Raw genomic sequence first — 18,283 nt, forward strand, 5'->3', positions numbered from 1 at the left:
TTTTTGCCTTGCTTATTTGCCTTGTTGGAGCCGCACATGAACCTTATCGCCTCACCCTTCGATTCCATTGAACACGCCGTCATCTGGGTGCTGATCCTCTTCTCCGTCGCCACCTGGAGCCTGGCCCTGCTCAAGGGCCTGCAGTTTGCTCGCCTCAAGGCGCAGGACCGAAAATTCCACAAGCAATTCTGGGCAGCCTCAAGCCTGGACTCGGCCGCTGAGCTCGCGCAGACCCGGCCGGGTGCCGCCGCCCGCGTCGCCATGGCCGGTTACGCGGCGATTCAAGTGCCGGAAGGTGACCACGCCGCCGATTTGAGCCAGGCGATCAACCATCAGGATCGACTCGAACGCGCCCTGCGTCAGCAAATCGTACGCGAGCGCCGTTCGCTGGAGACTGGCCTGGCCATCCTTGCCAGTATCGGCAGTACGTCACCTTTCATCGGCCTGTTCGGGACGGTGTGGGGAATCATGTCAGCGCTCAAAGGCATCAGTGCGGCAGGGTCGGCCAGCCTTGAGACCGTGGCCGGTCCGATTGGCGCCGCACTGGTGGCCACCGGCGTCGGTATCGCCGTCGCCGTGCCGGCGGTGCTGGTTTACAACTATTACCTGCGTCGCCTGAAGCTGACCGCCGCTGATCTCGACGACTTCGCCCACGACTTCTACAGCCTGGCGCAGAAGCATTCGTTCCGCGTGTTGCTGCATCCGGTGCTGAACAAGTCGGCCGCTGCGGCTGGCACAACGAGTGCCGGCCAGAAAGCGAAGGAGGCGTCCTGAGATGGCTTTTTCCACACAAGACAATGACGAAGTGCTGAGCGAGATCAACGTCACGCCGCTGGTGGACGTGATGCTGGTGCTGTTGGTGGTGTTCATCGTGACGGCGCCGTTGTTGACCCATTCCATCCCGATCAACCTGCCAAAAACAGAGGCGGTGGCGCCTGTGGAGCAGAAGGACCCGCTGGTGGTGAGCATCGACGACAAGGGCAAGCTGTTCATCAACAAGGACGAGATTCAGGCGGATCTGTTGGAGAGCAACCTCAAGGCAGCCAAGGACAAGAACGCCGACGTGCGCGTGCAGTTGCAAGCCGACAACGGCGTGAATTACGGCGAAGTGGCGCGGGCCATGGCCTCGATCGAAAAGGCCGGTATTACGAAGCTTTCGGTGATTACCGCTAAATGACGGTTTATAAGATCAAAAGCAGATCAAGGGCTTCCCGGCTGAAGCCGGTCCTACTGAGCGCGTGTTGTTTCGACGATGTTTGATCGGTCACCGTCGTACCCGAAAGAACGCATTTTTTTCGTAGGAGCCGGCTTGCTGGCGAATCCATTCTGTCAGTCACTCTATTCATATCTGACCCAACGCTTTCGCCAGCAAGCCGGCTCCTACGGTGAAATCGCGTTCACCCAGTGGGACCTTCTTCAGCCGGGAAGCTTTTGCTTTTGATCTTCATACGCATAAGGCTCAGTCACCACCCATCGCGACTTGGGTGAAGGAACCCGACGAAGTCGGGCCCAACCAGGAGCACAAGCCCTTGGTTACTTCGGGCTTTATCAAGTAACTCGCCGAAGGCGAAGCAGTCTGCCCCCAGGCAGACGCCCTTGATCTTAAAGATCTTGATCTTGATCTTGATCTCTTAAAACAACCCCGACGTCGGCGGCGGTGTCCCCTTGAGCTGCCAGGCACCCACCGCCGCTGCCTTCCACTGCCGCGGGTTGTGATTGGACACCGTGCGCGCGTTGCGCCAGTGACGATCCAGATTGTGCGCCCGTCCCGTCGTCGAAGCACCGCCCACATCGAACACCAGCTCCGCCGCTTTCAAGGCTGACTCGGCGGCAATGTACTGCGCCTGAGCCACATCAACGGCGGCCTGATCAACCGCCACCGCGTCCAGCTCGGCGGCCCACGCCCGGTCGATCGACGCCGCAGCGTGCAACACCACCGCCTCGGCAGTAAAGGCACGGGCGGCAATGTCGCCCACGCTGAGCTCGACGTACGGATCATCCACCGAGCGCGTCGCCGTGCTGTGCTTGATCGGCCGCGCGTGATCCCGGGCGAAACTCACCGCGTCGTTCAAGGCATTGCGCGCGATCCCGGCGTTGACCGCCGCCAGAAACACCTGCAGAAACGGCGTGACGATGGTGCGTTTGCCCTCCTCCACCGTGCGGGTACGGATCTCCTCCGCCTTGACCCGCACGTCGTGCAAGTGCGTGGTGCCGCTGGCGGTCAAGCGTTGGCCCATGGCGTCGAAGTCATCCACCAACTCCAGGCCCTGCCGGTCCCGAGGCAGGATGAATGAAACCGGCTGATCGTTCTCGTCCAGCGCCACCGCGCTGACCCAGTCGGCGTACAGCGAACCGGTGCTGTAATACTTGCTGCCGCGGGCCCGGTAATCGTCGCCATCGCGGACGATACGCGCGCTGATCGCGCCATTGACGCCGCCCACTTCCCAGCCGGCATTGCCCACCACCGCGCCTTGCAGGTAGCGCGCAAACCAGCGCTCGCGCTCAGCCTCGGCGTCGTCAGCCTGGGAGGCCAGCAAGCCCTCGACAAAACCGAAACCCGGGCGCAATGCCTGGGCGACGTTGGAATCGGCGGACGCGATACGGATCAGCAGCGCGATCACGTCCCTGACCGTCGCCCCGGCGCCACCGAAGCGCGCGGGAATGCGCGCGGTGAACAAACCCGCCTTGGCGATCTGCGCGACGGCCTCATAAGGCAATTGCCGATCACGTTCACGCCGGGCGGCACCCGCAGCGATATCCGGCAGCAGGCGGTCCAGCCGCGCGTTGAGTTCTGCGACCGTGAGGACGGCAGGTTTGGGTACAGCAGACAACGTACTCATGGCAGATCCTTGTTCTGAATTCGAACCTAAATGGCGATTTTCCACAGGCGGGACTCATCAAACAGCAGCACCGCGCTTTCCGGTTCCACCGGCGGCACCACCCGCGTGGCTCCGGCGCCGGGCAGACGCGGAACCGCGCCCAGCAGGCGCCGTGTGTATTCGTGTTGGGGGCTGTCGAAGAGCGTCTCGACCGGCGCGGTTTCGACCACCTTGCCGTGGCGCATCACCAGCACTTCGTCGCTGACATGGCGAATCACCCCCAGATCATGGGAAATGAACAGATACGCCAGGCCCAGTGACGCCTGCAGGTCGGCCAGCAGGTCGAGCACCTGGGCCTGAACGGACACGTCCAGCGCCGAGACCGGCTCGTCGCAGATGATCACTTTGGGGTTGCTGGCAATGGCCCGGGCGATGGCCACGCGCTGACGCTGACCGCCGGACAACTGCAACGGCCGGCGTGTCGACAGTTCGACGGGCAGGCGAACTTCATGTAGCAGTTGGGCAATGCGCGCGCGCTGCTGCTCGAACGCAATGCCGGCCACATCCAGGGCGTCGGCGAGAATCTGGCCGACGCTCCAGCGCGGGTCGAACGAGCTAAGGGGGTCCTGATAAATCACGCTGATGTCGCGCCGATGCAAGCGCCGGGTTTTCTCCTCGACGCGCCCGCTGCCCGCCCCCGTCCAAGGCACATTGAGAAACTGCACCGCGCCGGCATCGGGCTCCAGCAGGCCCAGCACAATGCGCGCCACGGTGGTCTTGCCGGACCCGGACTCGCCGACGATGCCCAGGGTGCGACCTGCACGCAGCTCGAAGCTGACGCCATCGACGACCTGCCGCGCCTGTTGATCGGGGCCGACGTAGCGCTTGCCCAGCCCGGTAGCCTTGAGCAACACCGGAGCATCCGCCCCCGCCCGAGCCTGCACGGATGAGCCACTCTGCGCCGATGAAAGCCGCGTCCCCCGCGCATGTTCGGCGGGCACCGCATCCAGCAATGAGCGGGTGTAGGCATGACGCGGGTTGCGCAGCACTTGCTCGATGGGGCCCTGCTCGACCACTTCGCCATGGCGCAGCACCAGCACCTCATCAGCCAGTTGCGCGACCACCGCCAGGTCATGGCTGATGATCAACAGCGAATCGCCGCGCTGTCGGATCTGTTGCAGGACGCCGAGAATCTGCGCCTGCACCGTCGCGTCCAGCGCGGTGGTAGGCTCGTCGGCAATCACCAGTCCGGGACTCAACGCCAAGGCACTGGCGATCAGCGCGCGTTGACGCAAGCCGCCGGAAAGCTGGTCAGGCCGCTGCCGTGCGCGCAAACGCGGATCGGGTACGCCAACGGTTTCCAGCAATTCAATGACCCGCTGGCCCCGGCTGACGCGATCGCCCCAGCCGTGGGTCTGCAGCACTTCGAGGATCTCCTTGCCCACCGGGCGCAACGGGTCCAGGGACACCAGCGCATCCTGCAGCACAAAACCGATTTCCCTGCCGCGCAGGTCTCGCCAACCGCGCTCCGACAGCGCCAGCAGATCACGCCCGGCATAACTCAGCCGGCGTGCCGTGACCCGCGCGCCTTCGCCCGCCAGCCCGATCAGGCTGCGCGCCGTCACGCTCTTGCCCGAGCCGGATTCGCCGACCAGGGCCAGGGTCTTGCCCGGTTCCAGGGTGAACGACAGATCACGCACCACCGACTGCCCGGCGAACTCGATGGACAGGCCTTCGACGATCAAACGTTTCGGCTCGCTCATGACAGTCGGCCCTCCAGACGTTGTTGCAGGTAACGACCGGCGACCGTGGTCGACAGCGTAGTGAGCACGATGAACAGGCCGGGGAAAAACGTCAGCCACCAGGCGTTGGCGATGAAGTCGCGGCCCATCGACAGCATGGTTCCCCATTCCGGCGCCGGTGGACGCGCACCAAGGCCGAGGAAGCTCAGCGCCGACGCCCATACGATGGCCTGACCGACGCCCATGGTCAGCGTGACGATCAGCGGCCGCATCGCGTTGGGCAACAGTTGCCGGGTGATGATGCGCAGCGGCGGATGGCCGAGGGCTTTCGCCGATTCGATGTAGCCCGCATTGCGCACCGCCAGCACTTGGCCACGGACCATCCGCGCATAACCGGGAGCGCCGCCCAGACCGGTGGCGACGATGAGCGGGCCGATGCCGCTGCCGAAAATCGCCACGAGCAGCAGCGCCAGAACCAGACTGGGAAAGGCAAACAGCACCTCGAGCACCCAGCCCACGGCGCGGTCGACCCGGGCACCGCCCAACCCGCCGAGCAGGCCGAGAACGATGGCGATGCTCATGGCAATGGCGGTCGCCGCAAGGCCGATGAACAGCGACTGGCGCGTGCCGTAGATCACGCGGGAAAAAATGTCCCGCCCTGATTGATCGGTGCCGAACCAGTGCGCCCAGCCCGGTGGATGAAACGCATCGCGCGGCACGATGGCCAGCGGATCACTGTGGGCGAACCACTGCGGCGCGAGGGCGGCGAGGATGACCAACAGTAAAAAACCCAATGCCAGCGACGGGCCGATTCGCCATGTACGCGGCGTGCGCTGGACCCGGACCGCAGGCAGGGGCTTGTCGAGAATCAGGTCGCTCATCACGGGTTCTCCTGTTGGCGAGGGTCGACCCACTGATAAAGCAGGTCGACCAGAACGTTGGCCAGGACATAACCGGCGGCCACCACCAGGCTGATGCCGATGGTCAGCGGCAGGTCCTGGGCTTGCACCGCCTGGTACAACTGACGTCCGAGGCCCTTGCGGGAGAAGATCACCTCGATCACCACCGCGCCGCTGATCAGCGCGCCGATGGCCCAGCCTGACAGCGATATACCTGGCAGCACGGCATGACGCAGCGCGTGTTTGAAGCGCACGTTCAAGTCACTTAGCCCACGGGTTCTGGCGGTTAACACGAAGGGCTGTTCGAGGGTCAGGTCCAGGGATTCACGGGTGACCTGGGCGATGAAACCCGCCAGCGGGATCGCCAGGGCAAGGGACGGCAGCACCAGCGTGCGCCAGCCGTCACTGCCCGCTGGCGGAAACAGCCGCAAGCCGAACGCGAACACGGCCAGCAGCAGAATTCCCAGCCAGAAATGCGGCAGCGCGGCGGATACCGTTTCTGCCAGCGATGCGAGGGTGCTGACCCAGCGGCGGCGCCCGGCGGTCAGCACCGTCAGCGCCAGCACCAGCAGCCACGCCAGGGCCAGGGAGGTGAAGGTCAGCTCCAGCGTCGGCCAGGATTGCTCGGCGAGCACGCGGGTGACTGGCAGATGCTGGGAATAGGACATCCCCAGATCACCTTGCACCAGCCGCCCGAGATACAGCCCGTACTGCACGGCCAGCGGTTTATCCAGGCCGTATTCGCGGGTGGCTTCGGCAATGGTTTCGGCGGTCGGATTGCCGCTCGGTCCACCGAGGATCGCCAGCACCGGATCGCCGGGCATCAGACGCAGCGCGAAGAAGGTCAGTGTAGCGACCGCCCAGAGCACCAGAATACCGCCCGCCAGGCGCCACAATGCGCGCTTGCCCAGCCGTCGCAAACGCTCCCGACGCGGGTTCGCGGACCCGGCTTCTGGGTCGGCCTCGGGGTTATTGCCCAGCGCGTTTGTCAGCCCGTTGCTTGACGCTGTATCGGTCATTTGTTCACCCATGCGTCATAGAGATAAGTCACCGCCAGCGAGGTTTCCAGCCGAACACCCTGGGTGGTCTTGTAGATGCCCAGTCGAGTGCTCTGCGGGTAGGTGGTCAGTTCCAGGTACTGGCGGGAGGCAATCTGTTGCGCCTTGTAATACAGCGCCCGCCGCTGCTCGGCGTCCTGGGTCGCAAGGGCCTGCTGGACCAGCGAGTCGAACGCAGGGTCGCTGAAGCCGGCGGTGTTCTGGTGGTAGCCACCTACCCCTGCGGGACGAATGAACTCGCTCCCGAAGATGATGCGCAGTACATCGGCGGTGTTGGTGTTCCAGTAGCCCAGGCGGATGTCGTAGTCCCAATCGGCCTGACGCTTGGTCGCCTGCACGTCGCTCATCTGATCGACGATCAACTCGAAGCCGGCCTGCCGCGTGGTCGCCTGGACCTGTTCCCACAGCGTGTATTCGGAGGGTGGCGTGCGGTTGCCCATGACCACGTGAACTTGCAGGCGCTTGCCCTCTTTCGTGCGATAGCCGTCGCTGTCCCGCCGGGTCCAGCCGGCCTGATCAAGCAATTGCGCAGCCCTGGCAGGGTCGTAATCCTGGGCATGCTGGAAGTCCGGGCTGTAGAAACGTGTAGCCGGGCTCAAGGGTCCGCCTGCGCGAGGGAACTCATTGAAGTACACACTTTTCAGGGCGCCATCGATGTCGGCGCTGCGCACGAAAGCTTCGCGCACCTTGAGGTCGTTGAACGGCGCGCGGGTGATGTTCAGCGTGCCGTTGGTGGGGTTGCCGGGGCGCTGGGCGATGATCAGTTGCAGGTCGGGATTGCGCCGGGCCGCTTCATGGGATTCCGGGGGCAGCGCCTCGATGACGTCCACTTCACCGGCCTGCAGCGAGGCGAAACGCACCGAGGGCTCCTGAATGAATTTCCAGACGACGCGGTCCAGCCATGCCGGGCCCTGATGTTTGGCGGTGGGCGGGGCCCAGTTGTAATCGGGGTTGCGCACCAGTTCGACCTGGCTCTGGCGGTCCCAGCGGACGATTTTGAAGGGTCCGCTGCCGACCGGGCTTTCGCAGTTGGTGTCACGGGGGCGCTGGAGGGCCGTCGGTGATTCGATGCCGAGAAAGCCCTGGGCGAGCACTTCGAGGAAGGCGGCGTAGGGCGTCGTGAGGTGGACGACGGCGGTGTCGGCGTCGATGACGTCGGTGCTGCGGTATTGGCGAATGTAGCCGCCGGCGGTGCTGGACTGGGTTTTGGGGTTGGCCATGTGATCGAGGTTGGCTTTGACCGCCGCGGCGTTGAAGGGGGTGCCGTCGGTGAAGTGCACGTCGTTGCGCAGGTGGAAGGTGTAGGTCAGGCCGTCATCGGAGATTTCCCAGCTTTTCGCCAGCCATGGCCCGATGCGGCCTTCGGCGTCCATGGAGACGAGTGAGTCGAGGTACTGTTGGCCGATGAACACTTGGGGCATGTCGCCGGCGACATGGGGGTCGAGACAGGTGGGTTCGCGGTCGGTGGCGTAGACAAGCGTGCCGCCTTTGACGGGTTGTTCGCTGCGGGCGACGGTGGAGGTACTTTGTCCGCAGCCGAGCATGAGGCTGCAGAGGGTGGCCACGCCGAGGATGGCGGTGGATTGGGTCCACGACCTGGGTTGCGGGTCGGGCAGTCGCAATGTGGGGGCGCGTTCTCGCATGGGTCCTGATGCCTTTGGTCCGGGATCAGGGTTATTGCACAAGGCATGCCGGGTTTTTGGGGCGGTAAATGCGGTGTGTCAGGCGGATTTCGGGTTGCTGGCGGGGCAATTTGTGTGGGGGGTGTTGGTGGGGCAACAGCTCCAGGCCGGGGTGCCGGTGTGAAAAATCAAGAGCGTCTGCCTAACGGCAGACATTTCGCCTTCGGCGAGTTACTTGGAAAAGCACCCCCAAGTAACCAAGGGTGCTTGCTCTCGGTTGGGCCCGACTTCGTCGGGTTCCCTCACTCCGACGACGCTCCGTGGGCCCGCGCCGAACGGACATCCCTGTCCTGACGGCGCTCTCGCCGCATCCATGCGGCTCGGCCCACTGCGCGTCGTCTGCGTTCGGCCTGCACCCAAGTCGCGATTGGTGGTGTCTGGGCTACCGCGTAGAAGATCAAGAGCAGATCAACGGCTGCCCGGATGAAGCCGATCCTACCGGGTGTACGCGTGCTTTTGTGGGACTGGCTTCAGCCGGGAAGAGGCCAGTTCAGTCGCCGGTGTTCTGGAGAAGCAACACCGTGCCTGTGGGCGCGAGCTTGCTCGCGAATGCGGTATCCCATTCACCCAGCTCGCGCATGGAACGGTCACCCCGGAAACCGCAACGGCTTCGCCGGCTGGCGCAAGGCGGCCGGGTCGCGGTAGCGGGCGCCGAAGTGGTCGTTGGGCAGGCGTGACTGTCCGGCGCCGAAGAGGCGTTCGCGCAAGGTTTCGCCTTCGCTGTAGCGCTCGCGGAAACGACCTCGGCGGCGCAGTTCCGGGATGACCAGTTCGATGAAGTCGCGGGCGGTTTCGAAGGACAGGTACTGGCGCAGGTTGATGCCGTCGATGCCGTCGACGTCGAGCCATTTTTCGATTTCGTCGGCGACCACCGTCGGTGTGCCGGCCACGAAAAAGCGCTCGCGGTTAAAGCCTTCCAGCTGCGCGAGCACGTCAGATACTCGCAGGTGGGGTTTGAAACGGGACAGGCTTTGCCAGCCTTTGACCTCGCGTTTGATCAGCTCGCTGATCAGCGTATCGCGCGGGTACGCGGTGAGGTCCACGGCCATTTGCGCGTGGGCCAGTGATGCCTCGACGCTCATCAGTTTGCGGTAGTCGTCGAGCTTCTGGCTGACCTCAGCGTCGGTACGGCCCACGATTACGCCGGCCATGACGATGAATTTCAGGCCGGCGGGATCACGCTCATGCTCAAGGGCTTTTTGCCTCATGGCCTCGATGTTCGCCCGCACCGCCGCCGTGTCCATGCCGCCGGTGAACACCACCTCTGCATGCCTCCCGGCGAACTCGATGCCGGCGGGCGAACCGGTGGCCTGGTACAACACCGGCGTGCGCTGTCGCGAAGGCTGACAGAGATGCGGCCCGGCAACCTTGAAATGCTCGCCGACGTGATCGATGTAGCGCACTTTGCCCGGATCGGTGTAGATCCGCCGCTCGCGGTCCTGGATCACCGCGTCGTCGTCCCACGAGCCCTCCCACAGTTTGTACAGCACGTCCAGATACTCGTCGGCGATCTCGTAGCGATGGTCATGAACCACTTCCGTGTCATGACCGAAGTTGCGCGCGGCATTGGGCAGGTAGGAGGTGACGATGTTCCAGCCCACCCGCCCCTTGGTCAGGTGGTCCAGGGTGCTCATGCGCCGGGCGAAGGCGAAAGGCGGTTCGTAGGTGGTGGAAAACGTCGCGCCGAAACCGAGGTGTTGGGTCACGGCAGCCATGGCCGGAATCACCAGCAGGGGGTCGTTGCTGGGGATCTGCATGGCTTCGCGCAACGCTGTTTCCGGGCCATCGCGAAACGCGTCGTACGTGCCGATCACGTCAGCCAGAAACACCCCGTCGAAGGTGCCGTATTCCAGCAGTTGCGCCAGCTCGGTCCAGTAATCCAGATCGTTGAAGCGGTGTCGGTTGTTGTCCGGGTGCACCCACAAACCGTGGACGATATGGCTGACGCAGTTCATTTCGAATAAATTGACATGCAGCTGCTTGGGCACTGCGCTGACTCCCTGACTCATGATGACTCATCCGGTAGGTGCCGCGTTCTGCGGACATTTGATAACCCATGTTCCCGCTGTGCAATGCAGCGAACATGCCACGGCTTATTCGCAGGTGAGGCCCTGGAAAAAATCACTGAGTGCCGGGGCCCTCGCGCCGCCCGACGTGCGGGTCTGTTGTCTGCCCAGCCACAGACTGTTTAACCGCTGTTGAATACTCGCTCCGGGCTGGAGTTGAAAAACCGGCCGGCGCGCCGGAATGGCCGGCATTACGCGCGCGGCTCCCTGAAGGGGGTTGCCTGGCAGGACCGGCTTCAGCCTTTAAGTCATCAGCGCAGCAGCCCAACGTTCTCGTCAATCCGCGCCTGCAGCATCGCGAGAGTCGCCGGGGTAATCAGGTCCGGGCTGATCTGATCGGCGATCGCTGAGAACCGACTCGCCACCTCACAGATCCCGTCAATCACCCCGCCCGCTTTCTCCGCTGAAACCTCGGCCTCATCAGCAAGCCGGAGCATCGCCTTTCGATCGATCGCCAGCGCCTCGCCCAGCACGTCCATCTGGTGATAACCGCCCGGCCCCTCGCAGAAGGTCACGTCATACGCCGGCCCCAATGTCCAGGTACCGGACGCCGACATGAGGTAGGCAAAATTCTTGGGATGATCGTCGCGGTTGTTGAACGCCACGTTGAACACGGCACGCTCGAAAGCGATGGCTTTTTCGCGGACGTCGTTGGTGCAGAGTTGCGTCGCGCGCAGGAAATTGACGTAGTCCAGCGACCCCGGCGAGGTGTAGTCCGCGCCGGTGAAGGCGGCGAGGCTTTGCATCGGCACGCGCTTGCCCTGAATGCGGTCGAAGCGCCGGCTGGCGAACGCCGCCAGGCCGTTGGGCAATACGAAATGCTGAGTGTCAGGCGTCTTGATGCCACACAAACGCAGGCAGTGGGCGTAGACCATCTCGATGGCGCAGACTTCGGCGTGCTCGCCCTTGGCCGGAAACTTGATCAGCCAAGCCTCGAAACCCGGTGTCGCGGCGGTGGTGAAGGCGCCTGTTTCGGGATCGCGGTAGACCAGCGCCTTGGGCCGCGCACCCTGGGGCGAGCCGCCAACCCGCATCAGCGTGTGCAGAAATTCTCCGCCGTCACCCTGCATCACCTCTTGAATCTCGGCGGCCAGCAATTCGATGGGAACGTGGGCCTGGGGCTCCAGTCCCTCGGGCGCGACAGGCTCGAACGACATTGCGCCCATGGCCGTATTCCCGATGTAGGCCAGTCGCTCCAGCGGTCCGATGCGCGCCGCAGTGAGCTGGCGACGCCTGAACAAGCGGTCCATCAGCAGCATGCCCCAACCATCCGGCAACGCGTCGTAGACCGGCCCCGGCAGACCGAGTTGGTGGGCGGCGAAGCCACGGCGCAGGCGCGGACCCTCCAGCGGCAGCGTGTAACCCGACAGTTCCAAGCCCCTGGACCGGGCCTCGTCGCTGTACTCGAAGACAATCTGCGGACGCCCGGTGATGGCCGTGGTCGACACTAACGTGCCCCACAGCCAGCGCTCGTCCCAGCCGTTGTAATACACCTCGACCTGCTCAAGCATCGCCCGACTTCCTTATACGTTGGCGCTCGGCAGCGGCTTCGTAGCGGCGAATGTCATCCAGGCTGTCGAGCCTGGGCATGAACAGCCCTTCCAGCTCCTTGGTTCGTCCGAGGACCATGGCCACACGGACCAGATTTTCGAAGCTGACATTGCGCCCGGCTTCGAGATTTGAAACGGTATTAACGCCTACGCCGGCGCGGCTGGCGACGTCGGCCTGGGTCATCTGCAGCGCAAGGCGCTCGGCGCGCAACCGGGCGCAGAGGCGGTCGACGATTTCGCCGGGCTTGCTGAAGCTTAAATCCAACATGAGCGTGAGTGGCCTGTGTGCCTTTGACGCGAGCAAGTATGAGCCAGTCCACTAACAAGCTCAACCTGAATAAATCCATTATAATGTGGCTTATGCTCGAATAACGCATATAAGGTCCAATATAATGGATTTATATGACGGCGCATCAGGAAGGTGCGGCGGATCGATTGCAGACCTTTTATTACGCCGAACATCATTAATACTGATAGTTACCTTCGCGCCATTCGATTCGTGCAATAACAGCCCCGAGAACATTATCCGCCCATCTCAATAACATCGGCGGATTCTCCCATGCTTCAGTCTTTAACTCCTTTGCGCTATCCCCTCGCCGCGTTGACCCTTGTGGTCATCAGCGCGTGCGGCCGGACGCCTGAAGCGACGGTTGCGCCGGCGGCGGCGAAAGTCAACGTGGCCAAGGTGATCGAGCAACCGGTCAACGAGTGGGACGAAGTCACCGCCCGCCTCGAATCGCCGGAAACCGTTCAGGTACGCCCACGTGTTTCCGGCCAGATCGATTCGGTTGCGTTCACTGACGGCGAGCTGGTGAAGAAAGGCGACCTGCTGTTCCAGATCGACCCGCGCCCGTTCGAAGCGGAAGTGCATCGTCTGGAAGCGCAACTGCAGCAGTCCAAGGCCGCTGCCCAGCGCAGCACCAATGAAGCCCAGCGTGGCGAACGCCTGCGCACCAACAATGCGATCTCCGCCGAACTCGCCGACTCACGCACCACCACCGCCCAGGAATCCAAGGCGGCCGTTGCCGCCATCCAGGCACAGCTTGATCTGGCGCGCCTGAACCTGAGCTTCACCCGCGTCACAGCGCCGATCACCGGCCGCGTCAGCCGCGCCGAAATCACCGCCGGCAACATCGTCACCGCCGACCAGAGCATCCTCACCAGCCTGGTTTCGACCGACAAGGTCTACGCCTATTTCGACGCCGACGAGCGCGTGTTCCTCAAGTACAACCAACTGGCCCGCGACGGCAAACGCGGCGCGACCACGCCGGTGTACATGGGCCTGTCCAACGAAGCGGAAAACCCGCACCTGGGTCAGATGAACTTCGTCGACAACCAGGTCAATCCGCGCACCGGCACCATTCGGGGCCGCGCCGTGTTCGACAACAGCAAGGGCGAATACACCCCGGGCCTGTACGCACGCCTGAAGCTGGTCGGCAGCGGCACCTACTCGGCCATGCTGATCAAGGACGAAGCGGTCGGCACCGACCTGGGCAAGAAATTCGTGCTGGTGGTCGACAAGGACAACAAGGCGATCTATCGCAGCGTCGATCTGGGACCAAAGCTTGAGGGCTTGCGCATCGTGCGCAGCGGCCTGAGCAAAGACGACCGCATCGTCGTCACCGGTCTGCAACGCGTGCGCCCGGGCTCACCGGTTGACCCGCAGGACACGCCGATGGCCAGCGCCGAAACACTCACCGCACTGCAACAACAACGCCAGGCGCTTGAAGCCAGCAACCAACCCAAGGCCCAGCCGAAGCTGGACGCCAAGGTGGCTGCTTCCGCCACGCCACGCGGTTAAGGGACACACTCGATGAATTTCTCCAAGTTCTTTATCACGCGGCCGATCTTCGCGGCGGTGCTCTCGCTGCTGATCCTGATCGCCGGCGCGATCTCGCTGTTCCAGCTGCCGATCAGTGAATACCCGGAAGTCGTGCCGCCGACCGTTGTCGTGCGCGCCAACTTCCCCGGTGCCAACCCGAAAGTGATCGGCGAAACCGTCGCCGCGCCACTGGAACAGGCGATCACCGGCGTCGAGAACATGCTCTACATGTCCTCCCAGGCCACGGCCGACGGCAAGCTGACCCTGACCATCACCTTCGCGTTGGGGACCAACCTCGACACCGCGCAAGTGCAGGTTCAGAACCGGGTCACCCGGACCGAGCCCAAGCTGCCGGAAGAAGTGACGCGCATCGGTATCACCGTGGACAAGGCCTCGCCTGACCTGACGATGGTGGTCCACTTGACCTCGCCGGATCAGCGCTACGACATGCTGTACCTGTCCAACTACGCGGTTCTCAACATCAAGGACGAGCTGGCGCGCCTGGGCGGTGTCGGCGACGTGCAGCTGTTCGGCATGGGCGACTACTCCCTGCGTGTGTGGCTCGATCCGAACAAAACCGCTTCGCGCAACATCACGGCGACCGACGTGGTCAACGCCATTCGCGAGCAGAACCGTCAGGTGGCCGCCGGTCAACTGGGCGCACCGCCCTCCCCGAGCGCCACCAGCTTCCAGATGTCGATCAACACCCAGGGCCGTCTGGTCTCTGAAGAAGAGTTCGAGAACATCATCGTTCGCGCCGGCGACAATGGCGAAATCACCCGGGTCAAAGACATCGCTCGCGTCGAACTGGGCTCCAGCCAGTACGCCTTGCGTTCGTTGCTGAACAACCAGCCGGCGGTGGCCATCCCGATCTTCCAGCGCCCAGGCTCCAACGCCATCGACATTTCCAATGAAGTGCGCGGCGAGATGGAACTGCTGAAGAAAAACTTCCCGGAAGGCATGGATTACAGCATCGTCTATGACCCGACGATCTTCGTGCGCGGCTCCATCGAGGCGGTGGTCCACACGCTGTTCGAAGCGTTGATCCTCGTCGTGCTCGTGGTGATTCTGTTCCTGCAGACCTGGCGTGCCTCGATCATCCCGCTGGTCGCGGTGCCGGTGTCGCTGATCGGTACCTTCGCAGTCATGCACCTGTTCGGCTTCTCCCTCAACGCGCTATCGCTGTTCGGACTGGTACTGGCGATCGGTATCGTCGTGGACGATGCCATCGTGGTGGTGGAGAACGTCGAGCGGAACATCGAGCTAGGCCATCCGCCTATGGAGGCCACACAGATCGCCATGCGTGAAGTGACCGGCCCGATCATCGCAACGGCACTGGTGCTGTGTGCGGTGTTCATTCCGGCGGCGTTCATCTCCGGATTGACCGGGCAATTCTATAAACAGTTTGCGCTGACCATCGCCATCTCGACGGTGATCTCCGCCTTCAACTCGCTGACCCTGTCGCCTGCACTGGCTGCCGTGTTGCTGCGCGCTCACGATGCGCCGAAGGACGGCTTCTCGCGCGTCCTCGACAAGCTGTTTGGCGGCTGGCTATTCCGGCCGTTCAACCGCTTCTTCGTCAAGGCCAGCAACGGGTATGTGAACTCGGTCGGCCGGGTCATCCGCTTCAGCGGTGTGGCGCTGGTGGTGTACGTCGGTTTGATCGTCATGACCTGGCTGGGTTTCTCCACCACACCGACCGGTTTCGTGCCGGCCCAGGACAAGCAGTACCTGGTGGCCTTCGCGCAATTGCCGGACGCCGCAAGCCTGGACCGTACCGAAGATGTGATCAAAAAGATGTCCGCGATTGCCCTGGAGCAACCGGGCGTAGAAAACGCGATTGCCTTCCCCGGCCTGTCGATCAACGGCTTCACCAACAGCCCGAACTCCGGCATCGTCTTCGTCGCCCTCAAGTCCTTCGATGAGCGCAAGCTGGCCAGTGAGTCTGCGGGCGCCATCGCCGGTGCCCTCAACGCCAAGTACGCCGGGATCCAGGAAGCCTACATGGCGATCTTCCCGCCGCCGCCGGTACAGGGCCTGGGCACGATCGGCGGTTTCCGTCTGCAGATCGAAGACCGTGGCAACCTGGGTTACGACGAGCTGTACAAAGAGACGATGAACATCATCGGCAAGAGCCGCAGCGTGCCGGAACTGGCTGCGCTGTTCACCAGCTACACCGTGAACGTGCCCCAGGTCGATGCCGCCATCGACCGCGAAAAAGCCAAGACCCTCGGTGTGCCGATCAGCGACATCTTCGACACCCTGCAGGTCTACCTCGGCTCGCTGTACGCCAACGACTTCAACCGTTTCGGCCGGACCTATCAGGTCAACGTGCAAGCTGAGCAGCAGTTCCGTCAGGACGCTGAACAGATCGGTCAGTTGAAGGTGCGCAACAGCCGCGGCGAAATGATCCCGCTGGCGACGCTGCTCAAGGTCACCAACACCTCGGGCCCGGACCGCGTCATGCACTACAACGGCTTCATCACGGCCGAGATCAACGGCGCGGCGGGTCCGGGTTTCAGCTCGGGTCAGGCGCAGGTGGCGATGGAAAAACTGCTCAAGGAAGAACTGCCCAACGGCATGACCTACGAGTGGACCGACCTGACCTATCAACAGATCCTGTCGGGCAACACTGCGTTGCTGGTCTTCCCGCTCTGCGTCCTGCTGGCGTTCCTGGTACTGGCCGCACTGTATGAAAGCTGGAGCCTGCCGCTGGCGGTGATCCTGATCGTACCGATGACCCTGCTGTCGGCCATTGCCGGTGTGATCATTGCCGGGAGCGACAACAACATCTTCACCCAGATCGGCCTGATCGTACTGGTGGGCCTGGCGTGCAAGAACGCCATTCTGATCGTCGAGTTCGCCAAGGATGAGCAGGACAAGGGCAAGACCCCGCTGGAAGCTGTGCTTGAAGCCTGCCGCCTGCGTCTGCGGCCGATCCTGATGACCTCTTTCGCGTTCATCATGGGTGTGGTTCCGCTGGTCCTTTCCAGTGGCGCCGGTGCCGAAATGCGTCATGCCATGGGCGTGGCGGTGTTCTCCGGGATGCTCGGTGTGACCTTCTTCGGTCTGCTGTTGACGCCGGTCTTCTATGTACTGATTCGTAACTACGTTGGACGCAAAGAGGCGCGCAAGGCGGCCAAGGCACAACGCATTCAGAACAACGCTGCGGAGGCTCATTGATGAAGGCTGTAAAACTCTTCCTGCCGAGCCTGCTGGTGCTCGCGCTGGCGGCCTGTGCCGTCGGCCCGGACTACAAGAAGCCGGAAACCGCGGCGGCCAACATCCAGGCCGCCACACAGCGGGCCTATGACCGCAGCCACATCGAGACCATCTGGTGGCAGCAGTTCGACGACCCGACCCTGAACAAACTGGTCGCCGAATCGCTGCAGGGCAACCGCGAGCTGCGCGTCGCCTTCGCCCGTTTGAAGGCGTCCCGTGCGATTCGTGACGACATCAGCAACGACGCCATGCCGGTGGTGACCAGTCGCGCCAGCAGCCAGATCGGCCGCGCGCAAGTGCCGGGTGAAACCGAGAAACGGGTCAATCAGGAACGTTATGACCTGGGCCTGGACATGGCCTGGGAACTGGACCTGTTCGGCCGTATCCAGCGCGAACTGGAAGCCAGTGACGCCGATCAACAGGCTGCCGAGGCCAACCTCTATCAGCTGCAGGTGACGATGATCGCCGAACTGGTGGACGCCTACGGCCAGCTGCGCGGCGCCCAACTGCGCGAAAACATCGCCCGGGACAACCTGAAAAACCAGCAGGACTCCCGCCGGGTGACCGCCCAGTTGCGTGACGAAGGCGTGGGCAACGAACTCGACGTGGTGCGTTCCGACGCGCGTCTGGCGGCGGTGGAAGCCACTATTCCGCAGCTTCAGGCCGAACAGGTACGTGAACGGAATCGCATCGCCACCCTGCTCGGCGAACGTCCGGACGCCATGACCGTGACCCTCGCTCCGGCCAAACTGCCGGCGATCTCCAAGGCCCTGCCGATCGGTGATCCGACCAAGCTGCTGGAAAACCGTCCGGACGTGCGCAGTGCCGAACGGCAACTGGCGGCGCAGACCGCGCGGATCGGCGTGCAGACCGCAGACCTGTTCCCACGGGTCAGCCTCAGCGGTTTCCTGGGTTTTACCGCCAGCCGCGGTTCGCAGATCGGGTCCGGCGCGGCCCAGGCGTGGGGCCTCGGCCCAAGCATCACCTGGGCGGCGTTTGACCTGGGCAGCGTAAGGGCGCGGATTCGCGGCGCCAACGCCGATGCCGAAGGCGCGCTGGCCAATTACGAGCAGCAAGTGCTGCTGGCCCTGGAAGAAACCGAAAACGCCTTCAGCGACTACGACAAGCGTCAACAGCGTCTGGTGTCGCTGGTGCGGCAGAGTGAAGCCAGCCGTTCGGCGGCCAATCTGGCGAACATCCAGTACCGCGAAGGCACGGCCGACTTCCTCGTCCTGCTGGACGCCGAACGCGAGCGTCTGGCCGCCGAAGACAGCCAGGCCTTGGCCGAAATCGATCTGTATCGCGGCATCGTTGCCATCTACAAAGCCCTGGGCGGTGGCTGGCAACCGAACGCCTGAGGTAATGGGATGAGCGGCGGGATCGCTTGACCGGCGGCAGATCTGCAGCGCGGATCTGCCGCCAC

At 63.4% G+C, this 18,283-nt stretch carries 13 protein-coding genes; 5 read left to right on the plus strand and 8 right to left on the minus strand.

The features are described from left to right. The first annotated feature begins 36 nt into the window (after positions 1-36). Positions 37-774: a MotA/TolQ/ExbB proton channel family protein gene (locus tag EC919_RS00080; protein ID WP_133770040.1), complete on the plus strand. Its 738-nt coding sequence runs from the start codon at positions 37-39 to the stop codon at positions 772-774. Position 775: 1 nt separating this feature from the next. After that, positions 776-1,177: an ExbD/TolR family protein gene (locus tag EC919_RS00085; protein ID WP_133770043.1), complete on the plus strand. Its 402-nt coding sequence runs from the start codon at positions 776-778 to the stop codon at positions 1,175-1,177. A 454-nt stretch (positions 1,178-1,631) separates the two neighbouring features. Here the strand turns inward: EC919_RS00085 and EC919_RS00090 are convergent, their stop codons facing one another. The 8 genes from EC919_RS00090 to EC919_RS00125 form a co-directional block, all read right to left on the minus strand. Further along, positions 1,632-2,840, minus strand: coding sequence for an acyl-CoA dehydrogenase family protein (locus tag EC919_RS00090; protein WP_133770045.1), 1,209 nt, complete (start codon positions 2,838-2,840; stop codon positions 1,632-1,634). Positions 2,841-2,866: 26 nt separating this feature from the next. Then, a complete protein-coding gene (locus EC919_RS00095; RefSeq protein ID WP_133770047.1) occupies positions 2,867-4,582 on the minus strand; it encodes a dipeptide ABC transporter ATP-binding protein in 1,716 nt (571 codons plus the stop codon). Next, entirely contained in the window at positions 4,579-5,442 is an 864-nt protein-coding gene (locus tag EC919_RS00100; protein ID WP_133770049.1) for an ABC transporter permease, read from the minus strand. Before EC919_RS00100 ends, EC919_RS00095 begins: the two co-directional genes overlap by 4 nt. After that, positions 5,442-6,479 carry an ABC transporter permease gene (locus EC919_RS00105; protein ID WP_243842158.1) on the minus strand — a complete coding sequence of 346 codons (1,038 nt, stop codon included), beginning with the start codon at positions 6,477-6,479 and terminating at the stop codon, positions 5,442-5,444. The genes EC919_RS00100 and EC919_RS00105 overlap by 1 nt, the downstream gene beginning before the upstream one ends. Continuing rightward, the gene (locus EC919_RS00110) at positions 6,476-8,161 is read right to left on the minus strand and encodes an ABC transporter substrate-binding protein (RefSeq protein WP_133770051.1); all 1,686 of its coding nucleotides are present in this window, start codon (positions 8,159-8,161) and stop codon (positions 6,476-6,478) included. The genes EC919_RS00105 and EC919_RS00110 overlap by 4 nt, the downstream gene beginning before the upstream one ends. 626 nt (positions 8,162-8,787) lie before the next feature. Beyond that, on the minus strand, positions 8,788-10,188 hold the full coding sequence (locus tag EC919_RS00115) for an LLM class flavin-dependent oxidoreductase (protein ID WP_208294941.1): 1,401 nt from the start codon (positions 10,186-10,188) through the stop codon (positions 8,788-8,790). A 329-nt stretch (positions 10,189-10,517) separates the two neighbouring features. After that, positions 10,518-11,777, minus strand: coding sequence for a type II toxin-antitoxin system HipA family toxin (locus EC919_RS00120; protein ID WP_133770055.1), 1,260 nt, complete (start codon positions 11,775-11,777; stop codon positions 10,518-10,520). After that, positions 11,770-12,084: a helix-turn-helix domain-containing protein gene (locus tag EC919_RS00125; RefSeq protein ID WP_133770057.1), complete on the minus strand. Its 315-nt coding sequence runs from the start codon at positions 12,082-12,084 to the stop codon at positions 11,770-11,772. Before EC919_RS00125 ends, EC919_RS00120 begins: the two co-directional genes overlap by 8 nt. 291 nt (positions 12,085-12,375) lie before the next feature. Here EC919_RS00125 and mexE point away from each other — a divergent pair, with 291 nt between their 5' ends. From mexE to EC919_RS00140, 3 genes are read left to right on the plus strand one after another with little or no spacing between them, the layout of a single operon-like run. Next, positions 12,376-13,617: a multidrug efflux RND transporter periplasmic adaptor subunit MexE gene (mexE, locus tag EC919_RS00130; protein WP_133770059.1), complete on the plus strand. Its 1,242-nt coding sequence runs from the start codon at positions 12,376-12,378 to the stop codon at positions 13,615-13,617. A 12-nt stretch (positions 13,618-13,629) separates the two neighbouring features. Beyond that, on the plus strand, positions 13,630-16,821 hold the full coding sequence (locus EC919_RS00135; RefSeq protein ID WP_133770061.1) for an efflux RND transporter permease subunit: 3,192 nt from the start codon (positions 13,630-13,632) through the stop codon (positions 16,819-16,821). Then, positions 16,821-18,218, plus strand: coding sequence for an efflux transporter outer membrane subunit (locus EC919_RS00140; protein WP_133770063.1), 1,398 nt, complete (start codon positions 16,821-16,823; stop codon positions 18,216-18,218). Before EC919_RS00135 ends, EC919_RS00140 begins: the two co-directional genes overlap by 1 nt. The last annotated feature ends 65 nt before the right edge of the window (positions 18,219-18,283 follow it).

The sequence above is a fragment of the Pseudomonas graminis genome (genome assembly GCF_004364335.1).
Classification (GTDB): Bacteria; Pseudomonadota; Gammaproteobacteria; order Pseudomonadales; family Pseudomonadaceae; genus Aquipseudomonas; species Aquipseudomonas graminis_D.